Source organism: Actinoallomurus soli (genome assembly GCF_024055715.1).
Taxonomy (GTDB): domain Bacteria; phylum Actinomycetota; class Actinomycetes; order Streptosporangiales; family Streptosporangiaceae; genus Actinoallomurus; species Actinoallomurus soli.
Genome location: NZ_JAMXMV010000004.1, coordinates 213,562 through 229,524, shown reverse-complemented (window position 1 = coordinate 229,524; position 15,963 = coordinate 213,562). Strand labels below are relative to the sequence as shown.

General features: G+C 72.8%; 14 protein-coding genes. 6 read left to right on the top strand and 8 right to left on the bottom strand.

Going from position 1 to position 15,963, the window contains the following annotated elements:
- Window positions 1-28: 28 nt before the first annotated feature.
- Together NDW01_RS12935 and NDW01_RS12930 are read right to left on the bottom strand one after the other, a co-directional pair.
- A complete protein-coding gene (locus NDW01_RS12935) occupies window positions 29-637 on the bottom strand; it encodes a response regulator transcription factor (RefSeq protein WP_252820662.1) in 609 nt (202 codons plus the stop codon).
- Window positions 637-1,932: a sensor histidine kinase gene (locus NDW01_RS12930; protein ID WP_252820215.1), complete on the bottom strand. Its 1,296-nt coding sequence runs from the start codon at window positions 1,930-1,932 to the stop codon at window positions 637-639. Before NDW01_RS12930 ends, NDW01_RS12935 begins: the two co-directional genes overlap by 1 nt.
- A 133-nt stretch (window positions 1,933-2,065) precedes the next feature.
- On the opposite strand from NDW01_RS12930, the gene NDW01_RS12925 reads away from it, so the two are divergent.
- Both NDW01_RS12925 and NDW01_RS12920 read left to right on the top strand, forming a co-directional pair.
- Window positions 2,066-2,815, top strand: coding sequence for an ABC transporter ATP-binding protein (locus tag NDW01_RS12925; RefSeq protein WP_252820213.1), 750 nt, complete (start codon window positions 2,066-2,068; stop codon window positions 2,813-2,815).
- Window positions 2,809-5,172: an FtsX-like permease family protein gene (locus NDW01_RS12920; RefSeq protein WP_252820210.1), complete on the top strand. Its 2,364-nt coding sequence runs from the start codon at window positions 2,809-2,811 to the stop codon at window positions 5,170-5,172. Before NDW01_RS12925 ends, NDW01_RS12920 begins: the two co-directional genes overlap by 7 nt.
- Before the next feature lie 228 nt (window positions 5,173-5,400).
- Here the strand turns inward: NDW01_RS12920 and NDW01_RS12915 are convergent, their stop codons facing one another.
- On the bottom strand, window positions 5,401-6,183 hold the full coding sequence (locus NDW01_RS12915) for a GntR family transcriptional regulator (RefSeq protein ID WP_252820208.1): 783 nt from the start codon (window positions 6,181-6,183) through the stop codon (window positions 5,401-5,403).
- A 101-nt stretch (window positions 6,184-6,284) separates the two neighbouring features.
- Here NDW01_RS12915 and NDW01_RS12910 point away from each other — a divergent pair, with 101 nt between their 5' ends.
- Window positions 6,285-6,668: an ATP-binding protein gene (locus NDW01_RS12910; protein WP_252820205.1), complete on the top strand. Its 384-nt coding sequence runs from the start codon at window positions 6,285-6,287 to the stop codon at window positions 6,666-6,668.
- Between the two features lie 209 nt (window positions 6,669-6,877).
- Complete coding sequence (locus NDW01_RS12905) at window positions 6,878-7,111, top strand: hypothetical protein (protein WP_252820202.1); 234 nt, start codon at window positions 6,878-6,880, stop codon at window positions 7,109-7,111.
- A 226-nt stretch (window positions 7,112-7,337) separates the two neighbouring features.
- Here NDW01_RS12905 and NDW01_RS12900 read toward each other — a convergent pair whose 3' ends face one another.
- Entirely contained in the window at window positions 7,338-7,907 is a 570-nt protein-coding gene (locus NDW01_RS12900) for a DUF3885 domain-containing protein (protein WP_252820200.1), read from the bottom strand.
- An 84-nt stretch (window positions 7,908-7,991) separates the two neighbouring features.
- On the opposite strand from NDW01_RS12900, the gene NDW01_RS12895 reads away from it, so the two are divergent.
- Window positions 7,992-8,453, top strand: a complete 462-nt coding sequence (locus NDW01_RS12895) for a GNAT family N-acetyltransferase (RefSeq protein WP_252787077.1) — start codon at window positions 7,992-7,994, stop codon at window positions 8,451-8,453.
- A gap of 142 nt (window positions 8,454-8,595) precedes the next feature.
- Here the strand turns inward: NDW01_RS12895 and cydC are convergent, their stop codons facing one another.
- Genes cydC through NDW01_RS12875 form a run of 4 tightly spaced genes read right to left on the bottom strand, consistent with a single transcriptional unit; the run spans window position 8,596 to window position 14,693 of the window.
- Window positions 8,596-10,575, bottom strand: a complete 1,980-nt coding sequence (gene cydC / locus NDW01_RS12890; protein WP_252820198.1) for a thiol reductant ABC exporter subunit CydC — start codon at window positions 10,573-10,575, stop codon at window positions 8,596-8,598.
- Complete coding sequence (gene cydD, locus NDW01_RS12885; protein WP_252820195.1) at window positions 10,572-12,230, bottom strand: thiol reductant ABC exporter subunit CydD; 1,659 nt, start codon at window positions 12,228-12,230, stop codon at window positions 10,572-10,574. The genes cydC and cydD overlap by 4 nt, the downstream gene beginning before the upstream one ends.
- Window positions 12,227-13,261, bottom strand: a complete 1,035-nt coding sequence (cydB, locus tag NDW01_RS12880; RefSeq protein ID WP_252820192.1) for a cytochrome d ubiquinol oxidase subunit II — start codon at window positions 13,259-13,261, stop codon at window positions 12,227-12,229. The genes cydD and cydB overlap by 4 nt, the downstream gene beginning before the upstream one ends.
- A gap of 22 nt (window positions 13,262-13,283) precedes the next feature.
- Window positions 13,284-14,693 (bottom strand): cytochrome ubiquinol oxidase subunit I, encoded by a 1,410-nt coding sequence (locus NDW01_RS12875; protein ID WP_252820190.1) that lies wholly within the window; start codon window positions 14,691-14,693, stop codon window positions 13,284-13,286.
- 274 nt (window positions 14,694-14,967) lie between these two features.
- Between NDW01_RS12875 and NDW01_RS12870 the strand changes: the two genes are divergently transcribed.
- Window positions 14,968-15,954 carry an NYN domain-containing protein gene (locus NDW01_RS12870; protein WP_256511606.1) on the top strand — a complete coding sequence of 329 codons (987 nt, stop codon included), beginning with the start codon at window positions 14,968-14,970 and terminating at the stop codon, window positions 15,952-15,954.
- Window positions 15,955-15,963 lie beyond the last annotated feature (9 nt).

Sequence of the window (15,963 nt, the reverse complement as noted above, 5' to 3'; positions counted from 1 at the left end):
CGCAGGTCGTTGCGGGTGCCCGCCGGGTTCAGGAGCGGAGAAAGGTGAGGACGGCCAGGACCCGGCGGTGGACATCGGCGTCCGGGGGAAGGTCGAGTTTGGCCAGAATGTTGTTGATGTGCTTGCCGACGGCGGCGGGTGAGACCGTGAGCGCCTGGGCGATGGCGGTGTTGGAGTGGCCTTGCGCCATCAACGCCAGCACCTCGCGTTCGCGGGGGGTGAGGCGTTCCAGCGGGTCGCGGCGGCGGCCCAGCAGGTGGCGGATCACCTCCGGGTCGATGATGATGCCACCCTCCGCGACCTTGTGGACGGCGTCGGCGAAGTCGGTGACGTCGATGACGCGGTCCTTCAGCAGGTAGCCGACTGCGCGGGCGTCGGTGGAGCCGAGGAGTTCACCGGCCGAGGCCGTCTCGATGTACTGGCTGAGCACCAGCACCGGCAGGTCGGGGTGGCGCTCGCGCAGGGCGATCGCGGCGCGCAGGCCGTCGTCGGTCTGGGTGGGAGGCATGCGCACGTCGGTGACGACGATGTCGGGCCTGTGCGTCTCGACTGCGGCGGCGAGCGCCGGCGCGTCCCCGACCGCCTGGACGACCTGGTGTCCGAACCGGGTGAGCACGGCGGTCAGTCCATCGCGCATCAGGGCGCCGTCTTCGGCGAGGACGACGCGGAGGGGACGGGCTCCGGACACGGCAACTCCACTTTCAGCACGGTCGGGCCCCCGGGCGGGCTGGACAGGGTGAGGACGCCGCCGATGACCGCGAGCCGGTCGGACAGACCGGTCAGGCCGCTGCCGCCGGCCGGGTCGGCGCCTCCGACGCCATCATCGCCGATCTCCAGGAGCAGCGTGCCGGCGCGGTGCCCGACGGTGATCCAGGCACGGTCGGCGTCGCTGTGCCGGGCGATGTTGGCCAGGGCCTCGCAGACGATGAAATACCCGGTGGCCTCCACGGGGGCGGGTAGCCGGCCGGTGAGCTCCAGGGCGAGGTCCACCGGCAACGGCGAACGGTCTGCGGCGTCCTGCACGGCGGCGGCCAGCCCGTGCTGGGTCAGGACCTGCGGATGGATGCCGTGGATCAGCTCGCGCAGTTCGGTGAGCGCCAGCCGGGACTGCCGGTGGGCGTGCGCGACGTGGTCGGCGGCGGGCCCGGGAGGCAGGTCGAGCAGGGCCAGGCCGAGGCTGGTGGCGATCGCGACGAGCCGCTGCTGGGCGCCGTCGTGCAGGTCGCGTTCGATGCGGCGGCGCTCGGCCTCGAAGGCGTTGACCAGCCGGGCGCGGGACCCGGTCACCTCCGCCAGCAGCCGCGCCGCCTCGTCGGGGCGTGGGCTCAGCAGCCGCCGGGTCAGCGCCGCCCGCCCGGCCGCCGCCGCGGTGATCAGGTAGGCGCCGGCCGCCAGCAGAATGATCCCGGCGGGCAGCGCCGCCAGCGCCTGCGCGGGGCTGTGGATCGCCAGACCCGGCCCCAGCCCGCGTCGTCCGCCCGACAGGACGGGCATCCACGCGGTGAGCAGCGTGACCGGCAGGGCGGCCCCCGCCGCGGCGACGGCCAGGTCCATCGGCCACAAGACGGTGGCGAGCAGCACCGTGAAGCCCAGCTCCCGCCAGGTCGCGGGCTCACGCACCCGGGTCGCCAGCCACGTGCCGACGCCCGGCCCGTCCGGGACACGGTGCGGGTCGGCCACCGGCTCGGGGTCCACCAGGCGCAGCCGCCACCGCTCGAACGCCGCGACCGGCACGCCCGCGAAGGCCAGCGCCGCCAGCATCGGCAACCCGACGAGCGCCGAGGCCAGGGTTCCGCCGACGATCAGCACCGCCGCCACGATGGTCAGCACGAGCGCTCCGGGAACCGAACTGGTCACCAGGTACGCCAGGCTCCGCCACGGCCACGCCGACGCCAGGAAACCGCGCCGCCGCAGTGCCGTGATCACTTCCATCGCGTCAGGATAGGGACGGTGCTCGGAGGCGGACCATCAGGCGCGGGTGACGGCGGGGGTAAGGCCAGGCATACCCCGCACACGGTGGCCCGGGTGATCGACTCGGCCCCGGCCGCACCGGTTGCCTGGAGCCATGGACATCGTGCGGCTGACCGCCGTGAGCAAGATTCATGGGACGGGCTCCGGCGCCGTGACCGCCCTGGACGAGATCTCCCTGGGGTTGGCGGAAGGTTCGTTCACCGCCGTGATGGGTGCCTCGGGGTCGGGCAAGTCGACGCTGCTGCAATGCGCCGCCGGGCTGGAGCGGCCGACGTCGGGGGCGGTCTCGCTGGCCGGCAGGGACCTGTCGCGGCTGCGCGAGTCCGCGCTGACCCGGCTACGGCGCGAGACCGTCGGCTTCATCTTCCAGTCCTACAATCTGCTGCCCGCGCTGACGGCCGAGCAGAACGTCGGACTGCCGCTTCGGCTGGCCGGGAAGCGCCCCGATGCCCGGGACGTGCGCGCCGCGCTGGGCGCCGTCGGCCTCGACGACCGGGCGCGGCACCGGCCCGCCGAGCTCTCGGGCGGGCAGCAGCAGCGCGTCGCGATCGCCCGCGCCCTGGTCACCGCGCCGCGCGTGCTGTTCGCCGACGAGCCGACCGGGGCCCTGGACAACGCGGCCTCGCACACGGTGCTGCGGATCCTGCGGACATTGGTCACCGACCGCGGCCAGACGATCGTCATGGTCACCCATGACGCGGTCGCCGCCGCGTATGCCGACCGCGTCATCTTCCTGGCCGACGGTCGCCTCGCCGGGAGCCTGGAGCGCCCCGACGCGGCCACCGTCGCCGCGCGGCTGGCCGGCCTGGAGGCCGCGGCCGCCGGGGAGGCGACGGCATGCTGAGCGTCGCAGCCGCGGGCCTGCGGACCCGCTGGGCCTCCTTCGCCGGACCGCTGGCCGCGCTCGCGCTCGGCGTGGCGGTGATCGCCACGATGGCGCTGGTGCTGGGAGCGGCCTCCGACGATCCGCACCGGCTGCCGCGGCGCTTCGCCGCCGCACCCGTCGTCGTCCAGGCCGATCCGAACCTGCGGCTACGGGACCGCTACGGAACGCCGACCGCCGTGCCGTTCGCCGAGCAGCCCGCCCTGTCCGCCGCGGTCCTCGCCCGTTTCCCCGGCGCGGCGCTGGACCGCACCTTCCCCGCCCGGCTGCCCGGCGGCCCGGCCGACCAGGTCGGCCACGGCTGGTCCTCGGCGGCCTTCGCCCCCTACACGTTGACCTCCGGTCGCGCCCCCACCCGTCCCGATGAGATCGTCACCTCCGGCGGTGCCCGGCCGGGGCAGCGGGTGACGGTCCGCGTCGCCGGCCGGGACGGCCTCTACACCGTCGTGGGCACCGCGCGGCCTCCCTCCGGCACGGCCCAGGTCGAGCACGCCGTCTTCTTCACCGACGCCGAGGCGGCCCGGCTCTCACCGTCCGTCGATGCGCTGGTGCCCACCGACCAGGCGTCCGCCCGGCGCGCCGCCGACAGTCCCGGCGTGCGGGTCCTGACGGGCCGCGACCGGGCCCTGGCCGATCCCGGGGCACTGCGCGACCGCGCCGACCTGACGTCCCTGACCTCCTTCCTCGGCATCGCCGCGCTGCTGTCGGCCTCCGTCTCGCTGTACGTCACCGCCGGCGCGTTCGGCCTGGCGGTCGCGCGCCGCCGCCGCGAACTGGCGCTGCTACGGACACTCGGCGCCACACCGGTGCAGGTCGTCCGGGCGGTCGGCATCGAGGCGGTGCTGGTGGGGCTGGCCGGGTCGACCGCCGGGTGCGCGCTCGGCCTGTTCGGCGGGCCGCTGCTGGCCCGATGGCTGGCCCGGCACGCCATGGCCCCGGCCTGGTTCACCGTCCCGCGCACCGCCGCGTGCATCGCGCCGCTGACGCTCGCGTTCGCCGCCGGTGTCCTGGTCGCGGTGCTGGCCGTGGTGGCCGCGTCCGTGCGGGCCGCGACCGTCCGCCCGGCCGAGGCGCTGCGCGAGGCGGAGGTCGAGCGCAGGGGATCAGGTCTGCCGCGGCGACTGCTGGGCCTGGCCGCGCTCGGCTGCGGCTCGGTGCTGCTGCTCGCGGTCGCCGCCCTGATGCCCGGCACCGCCCTGGACGCCAAGACCGACGTCGAACTGGCGCTGCTGATCGTCGGCGGCGCGGCGCTGCTGGCCCCCACCCTGCTTCCGCCACTGGTCAGGATGCTCACGTGGCCGCTCACCCGCGGCGCCGGCCCCGGCGGCCTGTTGACCCGTGAACGGGTGACCACCGGCTCCCGCCAGGCTGCGAGCACCGTCGTCCCGCTGATGATCACTCTGGGGCTCGCCCTGGCCGTCCTCGGCGCGACCGGGACCGCCCAGACGGTCGAGAACCGCGGCCTGCACCGCCAATCGGCACCCGCCGACCTCGTCGTTCTGCCGACAGACGCCTCCGGACTGCCCCCCGCGCTGGTCGCCCGTGTCCATGCCGTGCCGGGCGTGGCGGCGACCACCGTCACCGACACGAGCGTGCTCACCCGCGAACCCGCCCTGACACCGTTCCACCTGGAGGCACCGGCCCCCGTGCCGTTCCCCGCCATCGCCATCGACTCCTCGGCCGTGCTCGGAGTGCACGTCCGCCAAGGCTCACTGGGCGGCGTGAACGATGCGACCGTGGCGCTCGATCGCTCTTGGCACGAGCACGTCGGGCAGACCATCCACCTCTGGCTGGCCGACGGCACTCCGGCGACCCTGCGGGTCACCGCGGTGTTCGACGCCGAACCCGGCGGCCCGCGCCTCATCCTGGGCCCACATCGCGCCGGTCGCGCCCAACCCGACCGCATCTACCTGCGCGCCGGCCCCATGGCCGCCGCCGCTGTGCGGGCCGTGGTGCGCTCTCCCCACCGGGTCACCCCGCCGGACGCCCGCGGCTTCACCACGCCGGACGCCACGGTCGTCGCCGCCTCTCGGTGGGCGGCCACCGTCACCGACCGCCAGGCGGACCAGACCCGCGTCGGTCTGCTGGTGATGATCGGCATCGCCGCCGTCTACGGACTGATCGGCACTGTGGCCACGGCGGCCACGGCGATCTCCGGCCGACGCCGCGAAGTGGCCCTGCTCCGCCGCATCGGAACGACCCGTCTGCAGGCGGTCGGTTTCGTCTGCCAGGAGTACGCGTTGCTGACGGCCGCCGCCGCCGTGACGGCCGTGGGGGCCGCGGCCATCGTGCTGCTCGGCCTGCACCTGGCCGTCTGACCGAACCACGGCCGAACGCGAGGATCCTGATCCGGGACAGCCCGCAACGGCATTCGTCGTGTACGGGGTGCCGACCCGGGGACGTGGACATTCGCGCCGAACCGGGCGCCCGGGTGGGTGTGTGTCTTCAGCGCGTGTCCCGTCAGGAGCCACTTTGTTCCTTGTGAGGGGACAGCGTCCAACCCGACGGGCCACCCTCGGTGAGGATCCTCCAAAGTCCGAGGGGACTCAGTCGCCCTCGACGGGGATGACATACAGCAGTTCATAGCGGTCGACGGGCACAACGATGTCGGCTGTCTCCACCGGTCGCTCATCGGTCCAGTACGTCCGCTGGATGACCATCACGATGGTGCCCGCGCTGACATCCATGGCAGCCGACTCGTTCTGCGTGACGGGGCGGGCCGTTACGACTTCGGTCGCTGTCACGACGTGCTGCCCGATAGCCGACATGCGGTCCCGGACGCCCTGGCCGGCGTACGGGCCGCGTTCGGGCAGCATCACCGGTGTGCCGCGTGTCAATTCCAACGGCTCGTAGGACGTGCTCATCATGACCGGCTCGCCGTCGGAGGTGAACACGTAGTCCGAGCGCATCACCGGCGCGTCGGCTGCGATGCGGAGCCGCTCGGCGATGGTCGGCGAGGCGGTCGTGGTCTTGGATTCGCAGGTCCAGTCCGCTTCGTGGCCTTGGGCCTGGATGTCGGCGCGGAAGGGCGATCCTTCGCGCTGCTCGCGGTACCAGGAGCGAGTGAGCCGGCGTAGCTGCGGACGTTGCCGGACGGTGGGCCGGGCACCGGTACGGGTCTCGATGAGCCCTTCGGCCATGAGGACGTCGATCGCTCGGCGTACGACGTTCTCGCTGACGTGGAACTGTTCGGCGAGTTGGGCGCGTGAGGGAAGCCGTGATCCGGCGGTCAGTTCGCCGTCGATGATCTGGCGGCGCAAATCGTCCGCAACCCGTAGGTAGAGCAGGTTTTCAGCCGACACTCCGGCAGCCTCCCCCTCGAAAGTCATCTTTCGATCAAGGTCCATCGTAGGGGAGCCCTTGACATCCTGGAATCCAGCCAGGAACCTGGATTCCAGGTTTGATGACCGAGGGTGAATGGTTGTGAGCCGTGAGTGAGTGGGCGATGGAGGTCGCAGGTTCGCCGTCGATGGTGCCCGGCGTCCGGCACTGGGTGCGTGAAGTCCTCGGCGATTTCCCCGAGGACGCTCGTGACCGCATGGAGATCATCGCCAGCGAGTACGCGACGAACTGCGTCCGCCATTCGACGGCGGCCGAGGGCGGGCACATCCGCCTGCGGCTGACCGCCGATGGCGAGAGGATTCGCCTCGAAGTCCGGGATGAAGGCCCTCGACGGGGAGCCTCGGACGTCTGGGCGGCGGATGAAGCCGCCGACTTCGGCCGTGGTCTGCACATCGTGACCCAGCTCGCCGACGTCATGGGCGACGAAGTGTCCAGCGAAGGCCGCTTGGCCTGGGCCGAGGTGAAGGCGTGACCAGCCGAGCGCCGGAGTACCACCGAACACACGGAAGTGTCCGCCGTCCCATGGACGATGTTCGAAGGCGCCGGCGAACCCGCGCACCTCGGAGCGGCGCTGGACGTCACGCGGACGCCGGCCCAGGCACAGCGGATTCGAAGCGCAGGATGATCCGTTCACTCCTCGCAGGGCTTGTCCGGCTGCTCCGAGCTACACCCGTACGTGCCGTGGTGGTCGGAGAGTCGATCACCGACATCCCTGCCGCCCGCCCTGACCCCAGCCCCGCTCAGCTCGCCGAACTGCAGGGGCTGTGCCGCCAGTGGTTGGTGATGTGGTGCTGGTACCGGCGTGAGTACACCGCCATCGCCCGGTTCAACACCCCCGACCCGATCCTGTTCGCCACGACCCCGCAGCAGTTGGTGTTCGCCTGCCGCGCGGCCGAACTGGCGATGGCGGTGTGAGCGGCCGAAGTCGCTGGGGGTTCATCCGTGCACCTCCCGGCATCCCCGGGGGCATCGTGGGCCGATCACCGTGATGCCTGCTTCACCGTCGCTGTGGTCACTTCGCCGCCGCTGTGGCTGGGCTTCATGCCGAACACGCGTTTTGTTCCGTCAATGCCGACGGCAAAGCTCCGTCCCCGCCGGTGTGGGGAAGCTGGGAGGCGGCTGAACGCCGCGACGCCGGCGTCTACAGACCCAGGGGGTGAGCCGAGAGCCAGTCCGTGAGGCGAGCCTTGAGACCGTCCCGGTCGTCCGTGGTCGGAGCGATGACGTCGGCCCCGCCGTCATAGGGGTGGTACAGCCACCTGAGGTCGAGCGGGGCGATGATCGCGTAAGCGATCTCGTCATCGGCCACGGCCCGCAGGAACGGATCCAGGCTCGACGGCGCAGGGGAGGTCACGCTGACGTAGAGCGTCATCGGGATCACGAAGCCCGAATAATCATTAGGCGGAACCGTCATCCAGGGGACTGCGCCACGATGAGCGGGCGCGGGGGCGCCTCGGCCGAGCGTGTTCTCGAAGTAGCCGGCGATCACGTAGAGACGGTCGTCCGCGCCGAGCGCCGCAAGCACGCGGTGATGCCGTTCGAGGATGATGTCGTACTCGTCCTCCGTCTCGGCATACCGCTTCGACTGCGGGAGACTGTGGAACCGGACCCAGCGATCCGCATACCGGCCGCGAAATTGATGCGCGATGGGTGCGCCGCCCCAGCGTGTGCGCCAGGTGGCGGTGAGCGATTCCACCTCGTCCTTGGTCACGATCACTCCTCCTGCGATCCGATCACCCGAGTCACGTGGGGTAGATTCGGATGATTCTCGTCGATCTGACGGTTAGGGAAGGGCATGGGCATCAGGCTGGCCGAAGCCGTCGACCAGGACGCGGTAGAGGCGATCGTCAAGGCGGCGTACGACCCGTGGATCCCGGTGATCGGCGTGGAACCCCTGCCACTCGTCGCCGATTACGCGGAGCTGATCTCTCGCGGGTACGTGTACGTCCTCGAGTACGAGGAGGTCGACGCGTTGATCGTCCTCGTTCCGGAGGCGGAGACGCTGCTCGTGGAGAACGTCGCCGTCCGCCCCGACCGCCAGGGCCGGGGGCTGGGGCACCGGCTCCTGGCCTTCGCCGAGTTCCGCGCCCGGTCGCTCGGGCTGCCCGCGGTGCGGTTGTACACCAACGAGAAGATGACCTCCAACATCGGCCTGTACGAGTCCCTCGGCTATGGGGAGACGGGCCGGGAGGGCATCGACGGCCGGAACGCCGTCCACATGCGCAAGGACCTGCTCCCCGAACCCGACCGCGTCTGACGCCGCGCGCGTCAGCCGCCCGGCCCCGACGCCGTGTACGCCAGGCGCCCGGCCCCGACGCGTGGCTCGTCGGGCGCCCGGCCCTGGCGCCGCGCGCGTCCGGCGCTGACGCCGCGCGCGTCCGGCGCTGGCGCGCGGCCGGTCAGCACGGCGCGTCGTCGTGCCGGCGCTCGTGAGCCCACATCGCGCGGTATGGCCCCGGCCGGGCCAGCAGGTCCGCGTGACCGCCGCGCTGCACCACCCGGCCGGCGTCGAGCACCACGATCTCGTCGACGGCGTCCAGCCCGGCCAGGCGGTGCGTGACGAGCAGGGTGGTGCGGCCCTCGGTGGCCGCGAGCAGGTCGGCGGTGAGCTCGTCGGCGGTCGCGACGTCCAGGTGCTCGGCGGGCTCGTCGAGCAGCAGCACGGGGAAGTCGGCCAGCAGCGCGCGGGCCAGCGCGATGCGCTGCCGCTGGCCGCCGGAGACCTGGGCGCCCTCCTCACCAACGCGGGTGTCCAGCCCGCGCGGCAGCGTCTCCACCCAGTCCAGGAGCCGCGCCCGGCGCAGCACGTCCCGGATCTCCTCGTCGGTGGCGGACCGCCGGGCGAGCCGGATGTTCTCCCCGATCGTCGTGTCGAACAGGTGCGCGTCCTGGCCGCACAGCCCGACGACGCGGCGCACGTCGTCACCGGCGAACTCGCTCAGGTCAACACCGTTCAGCGTGACCAGACCCGACTCGTACGCGAGGAACCGCAGCAGCACGGCGGTCAGCGTGGTCTTGCCCGACCCGCTCGGCCCGACCACGGCGCACCGCCGGCCCGGCGGCAGGTCCAGGGAGACGCCGTCGAGGGCGTACGGGCCGCCGGGCGTCCACCGGGCGCGCACGTCCGAGACCCGCAACGTGTACGGCGGCTCGGGGAGCGCGACCGGCACGGCGGGGTCGCGCACCGGCTCCTCGCGGTCGAGGACGGCGAAGACGCGGGCGGCCGACCGGCGGACCCGCTGCAGCTGCTGCGCCGCGAGCGGCAGGCCCGCCACCACCTCGAACGCCGCCAGGGGGAGCAGAGTGATCACGGCGAGCAGCGTCCCGTCGAGGCGCCCGGACCGCACGGCCGGGATGCCGACGACGAGGGCGCCCCAGACGGCGAGCCCGCCGGCCAGCGCGGTCACGGCCGCCCCGGCCCCCGCCGTCGCGGAGGACCGGGCGGACGCGCGGGTGAGCCCGTCGTCCAGGCGCGCGGCCGTGGCGAGCCGGTCGGCGGCGGCGCCGTACGCCACGAGCTCCGGCGCCCCCTGGAGCACGTCGACCACGTGCGCGGTCAGCTCGCCGCGCAGATCGGCCGTGCGGTGCTCCGCCCGCCGGGACGCGGTGGCCGACAGCCACGGGGCGACGACGCCCGCCAGCAGCAGCCCGGCCAGCAGGAGGACGCCCGCGGACGGCAGCAGGCTCCACGCCAGGCCCACCGACGCCCCGCCGACGAGGACGGCCGCCGCGGCGGGCAGCAGCACCCGCAGGTAGAGGTCCTGAACGGCGTCGACGTCGGCGACGAGCCGGCCCAGCAGGTCGCCGCCGCGCGCGTCCGGCAGCCCGGCCGGCACGAGCCGCTCCAGCCGCTCGTACACCCGGGCCCGCAGGTCGGCGAGGATCCGGAACGTCGCGTCGTGCCCGATCAGCCGTTCGGCGTAGCGGAAGACGCCGCGCCCGATCCCGAACGCCCGCACCGCCACGATCGCGACCATCAGCACCAGCACCGGTGGGTGCTGCGCGGCCCGCGAGATCAGCCAGGCGGACGTCGCCATCAGCCCGACGCCGCTGCCCAGTGCCAGCGCGCCGCACAGCGCGGCGAGTGCCAGCCGTCCGCCCGCCGGGCGGGCGGCGGCGAGCAGCCGCAGCACCGGCCCGCCGCCGCGCGCCGCCTCCGCCGGACCGTCGGCGGCCCTCGCTTCCGCCGGGCCGTCGGCGCGCCTCGCCTTCGCCAGGCCGTCCGCGCGCCTCGCCTCCGTCGGCCTGCCATCGCGCCTCGCATCGGCCGGCCCGGCGCCGTGCGTCGCCTCCGTCGGCCCGCCCGGCCCGAGTGTCTCGGCGGCTGCCGCCGCCTCGGCCGGCCGCGCCGGGGCGCCGACTCCGATGATCGAGGTCATGCGACCGCCTCCAGTGCTCCTTCGACGCGGACGACCCGGTCGGCCAGGTCGGCGAGGGCCGGGCGGTGTGCGACGAGCACCACCGTGCGCCCCGCCGCCAGGCGCCGTACGGCCTCGATGACGGCCGCCTCGCTCTCGGCGTCCAGGCCGGACGTCGGCTCGTCCAGCAGCAGGATCGGCGCGTCGCGCAGGAACGCCCGCGCGAGGGCGATCCGCTGGCGCTGCCCGGCGGACAGGCCGGTTCCGCGCTCGCCGAGCGGGGTGCCGAACCCCTCCGGCAGCGCGTCGACGAACTCCTCGGCGAAGGCGTCGCGCGCCGCGCGCCGTACCTCGTCGTCGGTGGCGCCGGGGCGGCCCAGCCGGATGTTGTCGGCGACGGTCCCGGCGAACAGGTACGGCCGCTGGGGCACCCAGGCGACGCGTGACCGCCAGGCGTCGGGGTCGAGGTCGGCCAGGTCGGTTCCGCCGAGGAGGACCCGCCCGGCGTCCGGGCGGACGAAGCCGAGGAGGACGGCGAGCAGCGTCGACTTGCCGGACCCGCTCGGCCCGGTCAGGGCGACGGTCTCGCCGGGGCGTACGACGAGCGAGAAGCCGTCGAGCGCGGGCTCGTCCCGGCCCTCGTACGCGACCGTGACCTCTTCCAGGCGAAGCGGCGTGGCCGCAGGGTCGGGGACGTCGGTACGGGCGCCGTGGCGCGGGAGCGGCGTCTCGATCACCTCGAAGATGCGCTGGGCGGCGGTGAGCCCCTCGACGCTCGCGTGGTACTGCGCGCCGACCTGGCGCAGCGGGAGGTACGCCTCCGGCGCGAGGACCAGGACGAGCAGCGCGGTCCGCAGGCCGACCTCGCCGTCGACCAGGCGCAGGCCGATCGAGACGGCGACGAGCGCGACGGAGATCGTCGAGAGCATCTCCAGCACCAGCGCGGACAGGAACGCCACCCGCAGGCTCGCCATGGTCTCCGTGCGGTACCGGCCGGTGACCTCGCGGATCGCGCGCGCCTGCGCCTTCGCCCGGCCGAACACCTTCAGGGTCGGCAGGCCCGCGACGACGTCGAGGAAGTGCCCGGACAGCAGCGACAGCGTGCGCCACTGGCGGTCCATCCTCCGCTGGGCGGCCAGCCCCACGAGGATCGCGAAGATCGGGATGAGCGGGAGCGTCAGCGCGACGGTCAGCGCGGACGGCCAGTCGCCGAACAGGATCCGCGCGCCCACCGCCGCCGGGACGAGCACGGCGAGCACGAGTTGCGGGAGGTAACGGGAGAAGTAGGCGTCCAGCGCGTCGATCCCCCGGGTGGCGAGGGTGGCGAGCTCGCCGCTGCGTTCGCCGGACAGCCAGCGCGGGCCGAGCGCCACCGCCCGTTCGAGCAGCAGCCCGCGCAGCCGCGACTTCACCGCGGCCGAGGTACGGTGCGCGGCGACCTCCTGCAGCCAGGCGACCAGCGCCCGGCCGGCGACGACGGCGAGGAGGAGCAGCAGCGGCGTACGGGACGCGGCGAGCGAGGCGCCGCCGAGGAACGCGTCGCCGATCAGGCCCGCGAGCAGCGTCGCCTGGGCGATGACCAGGCCGGCGGTCGCGGCGCCGAGGATCACCGACAGGGCCAGGTACGCCCGGGTCGTGCGGGCGTACCGCAGCAGCCGGGGGTCGAAGGGTCTCATCGCGCGGGCTCCGGGTCCTTCGCCGGCTCCGGCACCGGCTGCGGGATGTGCGAGGCGTGGATGCGCCGGCGGAACACCCAGTACGTCCAGCCCTGGTAGAGGACGACGAGCGGCGTGAAGGCGACCGCCGCGATCGTCATGATCTTGAGCGTGTACGGGGACGAGGCGGCGTTGGTCGTGGTGAGGCTGTTCGCGGCGGCGATCGTCGACGGCATGACGTCGGGGAACAGCGCCGTGAACAGGGTCACGACCGCGAAGACGATGGCCGTGCCGGTGCCGACGAACGCCCAGCCGTCGCGGCCGCGGACGACCGCGACCGCCGCGCCGGCCAGGCCGGCGGCGGCGACCGCCACGGTGGCCCAGGTGACGGGCTTGCCGTGCTGCACCTGCGTGATGAGCAGGAACGCCCCGCCCACCACGATGGCGGCCACCACGGCGGCCCGGGCGATCCGTACGGCGCGGGCCCGTACGTCCCCGGCCGTCTTGAGCGCCAGGAACACCGCGCCGTGCAGCACGAACAGCGTGAGCGTGGTGAGACCGCCGAGCAGCGCGTACGGGTTCAGCAGGTCGGCGAGGGTGCCGACGTACTCGTGCCGGGCGTCCAGCGGGACCCCGCGGCTCAGGTTCGCGAAGACCACGCCCCACACGAACGCCGGGACGAGGCTGCCCCCGAAGATTGCGCGGTCCCAGCGGCGGCGCCAGTGCGGTTCGTCCCGCTTGCCGCGGTACTCCAGCGCCACACCGCGCACGATCAGCGCGAGCAGGATCGCCAGCAGCGGCAGGTAGAACCCGCTGAAGAGGGTGGCGTACCAGTCGGGGAACGCGGCGAACGTCCCGGCCCCGGCGACGATGAACCAGACCTCGTTGCCGTCCCAGACCGGCCCGATGGCGTTCAGCAGGACGCGGCGCTCGGTGTCGCCGCGGCCGAGCACCGGCAGCAGGACGCCGACGCCGAAGTCGAATCCCTCCAGGAAGAAGTAGCCGGTCCACAGGAAGGCGATGACGACGAACCAGACGGTCGTGGCCTCCATGGCACAACCCCTTGTCAGTAGGTCAGTAGGCGAAGGTGAGCGACGGTTCGGCGGAGGAGTCGTCGCCGGGCGGGGGCGGTGCGACGTCCTCCTCGGAGGGCGGGCCGGCCTTGACGTACCGCAGCATCAGCCCGGTCTCGATGACGATCAGCACGGCGTACAGCGTGGTCAGCGCGAGGACGGAGATGAGCATCGACGTGGCCGAGACGCCCGGTGAGACGCTCGCGGAGGTCTTCAGGACGCCGTACACCGACCAGGGCTGGCGGCCCATCTCGGTGAAGATCCACCCCGCGGAGTTGCCGACGAACGGCAGGACGAGCGACAGGACGCCGGCGCGCCACACCCAGCGGTTGCGCGGCAGCCGCCCGCGGCGCATGAGCCACAGGCCGAGCAGGGCGAGGAACGCGGTGAGGAACCCGATGCCGGCCATGATCCGGAAGTTCCAGTAGGTCACCGGGACGACCGGCCGGTAGTCTCCCGCGCCGTACTTCGCCTGCTCGGCGGCCTGCACGTCATTGATGCCGTCGACCTTGCCGTCGAAGTGGCCGGTGGCGAGGAACGACAGGACCCGCGGGACCTTGACGCTGAAGACCTCCTTGCGGCCGTCGAGCGTGCCGACGGTGACCAGGGAGAACGACGCGGGCCGTTCGGTCTTGTACAGCGCCTCGGCCGCGGCCATCTTCATCGGCTGCTGCTTCGTCATGACCTTGCCCTGCAGGTCACCGGTGACGGCGACGCCGAGCGAGGCGATCAGCGTGACCGCCAAGGCGATCTTCAGCGACGGCCGGAAGACCTCGACGTGCCGGCGCCGGGCCAGGTGCCACGCGCTGATGCCGACCATGAACAGGCCCGCCGTGACGAACGCCGCGGTGATCGTGTGCGGGAAGGCGACGAGCATCGTCGAGTTGGTCAGCACGGCCCAGAAGTCGGTCAGCCGGGCTCGTCCGGTCGCCGGGTCGAGGTGGTAGCCGACCGGGTGCTGCATCCAGGAGTTGGCGGCGAGGATGAAGTACGCCGACAGGAGCGTTCCTACGGAGACGATCCAGATGCAGGCCAGGTGGATCTTCTTCGGCAGCCTGTCCCAGCCGAAGATCCACAGGCCGAGGAAGGTCGACTCGAGGAAGAAGGCGAGCAGTCCTTCCAGGGCCAGCGGCGCGCCGAACACGTCACCGACGAACCGGGAGTAGGCGCTCCAGTTCATCCCGAACTGGAACTCCTGCACGATGCCGGTGACGATTCCCATCGCGAAGTTGATCAGGAGGAGCTTCCCCCAGAACTTGGTCGCGCGGAGGTGGCCCGTGTTCCCGGTCCGCACCCACGCCGTCTGCAGGCCCGCGACGAGCGCGGACAGGCCGATGGTCAGCGGCACGAAGAGGAAGTGGTAGACGGTCGTGATCCCGAACTGCCACCGGGCGATGTCGAGCGGGTTCATGCCCGCGCCCTCCCGTTCATCTACTACGGCTCGTAGTACTACGACTCGTAGTCGATCCTACGGCGTGTTCGCCTCGTGTCCTCCCCTGCGCCCCGTTACGTCGATCACAGCGCTGCGCGCGGATAACGGCCCGTGCCGTTTCGGGATTACCGGGCGACCGGAGAGCGGCGTGTCGGCCGTCGATGAGCCGCTCACATGCGAAAGCGCCGTTGAACGGCCAGAAAGGCGGCACAACCGAGGACGCGGGGCTGATCTTCACCTAAAGTCATAGGTGATGACTGTTCGCGAGTCCGTGTCTCAACCGTCGCCGCTACCGCGCTACGCGATCCTCGTAGACGTGGGGTACCTCTACGCCGCGGCGGGTGACCTCCTGTTCGGCGTCTCCTCCCGCCGCTCCTACCGGGTGGACGCCGAGGGCCTCATCAAGGCCCTCCAGGAGCGCGCGAAGACCTGCGTCGCGTTGCGCGACAAAGAGCTGCTGCGCATCTACTGGTTCGACGCCGCTCGCGACCGCGTGCCGACGATCGACCAGCGGGTCGTGGCGCCGCTGCCCCAGGTGAAGCTCCGGCTGGGCAACCTCAACAAGCACAACCAGCAGAAGGGCGTCGACGCCCAGATCCGCGAGGACCTGGAGACGCTCGCCCGGCACGGCGCCGTCACCGACGCCATCCTGCTGGCCGGCGACGAGGACATGCTCCCGGCCGTGGAGGCCGCACAGACCTACGGGGTCCTCATCCACCTGTGGGGCGTCGAGCCGCCGTACGGCACGAACCAGGCCGAGCGGCTCATCTGGGAGTCCGACACCGTCGACGTGGTGAACGCCGACTTCGTCAAGCCGTACTTCACCCTCGACACCTCACGCGAGCCGGCCGCGGAGACGCCCGTCACGCCGCCGATCCCGTCGCCCACCGCGGTCTTCGGCACCCGGCCGCCGAGGCCCGCCCCGCCGCCCGTCCGCCCGGCGCAGCCGAGCCCGGTCGCCAAGCTGGGCCCCAGCCGCGACCGCGTCGAGGAGATCGGCGAGCACATCGCGCACAAGTGGATCCTGACCCGCGGCCGGGACAACATCCGCGACCTGCTGCCCGGCCCGATCCTGCCCACGGTCATCGACAAGGAGCTGCTGATCGAGGGCGAGAAGGAGCTCGGCCACTCGCTGCGCCCCTACAAGGAGGCCCGCGACTGGCTGCGGGAGGGCTTCTGGGCGCGCGTCTACCGTGAGTTCGACTTCGGCGTCGGCATCTCCGGCAAGGCCCCCCGCTGACGCTTCGGC

Excerpts from the sequence above, each read along its gene's own strand:
- NDW01_RS12935 (WP_252820662.1), bottom strand. The coding sequence starts at position 637 with ATGCGCGATGGACTGACCGCCGTGCTCACCCGGTTCGGACACCAGGTC.
- NDW01_RS12930 (WP_252820215.1), bottom strand. The coding sequence starts at position 1,932 with ATGGAAGTGATCACGGCACTGCGGCGGCGCGGTTTCCTGGCGTCGGCG.
- NDW01_RS12925 (WP_252820213.1), top strand. The coding sequence starts at position 2,066 with ATGGACATCGTGCGGCTGACCGCCGTGAGCAAGATTCATGGGACGGGC.
- NDW01_RS12920 (WP_252820210.1), top strand. The coding sequence starts at position 2,809 with ATGCTGAGCGTCGCAGCCGCGGGCCTGCGGACCCGCTGGGCCTCCTTC.
- NDW01_RS12915 (WP_252820208.1), bottom strand. The coding sequence starts at position 6,183 with ATGACTTTCGAGGGGGAGGCTGCCGGAGTGTCGGCTGAAAACCTGCTC.
- NDW01_RS12895 (WP_252787077.1), top strand. The coding sequence starts at position 7,992 with ATGGGCATCAGGCTGGCCGAAGCCGTCGACCAGGACGCGGTAGAGGCG.
- cydC (WP_252820198.1), bottom strand. The coding sequence starts at position 10,575 with ATGACCTCGATCATCGGAGTCGGCGCCCCGGCGCGGCCGGCCGAGGCG.
- cydD (WP_252820195.1), bottom strand. The coding sequence starts at position 12,230 with ATGAGACCCTTCGACCCCCGGCTGCTGCGGTACGCCCGCACGACCCGG.
- cydB (WP_252820192.1), bottom strand. The coding sequence starts at position 13,261 with ATGGAGGCCACGACCGTCTGGTTCGTCGTCATCGCCTTCCTGTGGACC.
- NDW01_RS12875 (WP_252820190.1), bottom strand. The coding sequence starts at position 14,693 with ATGAACCCGCTCGACATCGCCCGGTGGCAGTTCGGGATCACGACCGTC.
- NDW01_RS12870 (WP_256511606.1), top strand. The coding sequence starts at position 14,968 with ATGACTGTTCGCGAGTCCGTGTCTCAACCGTCGCCGCTACCGCGCTAC.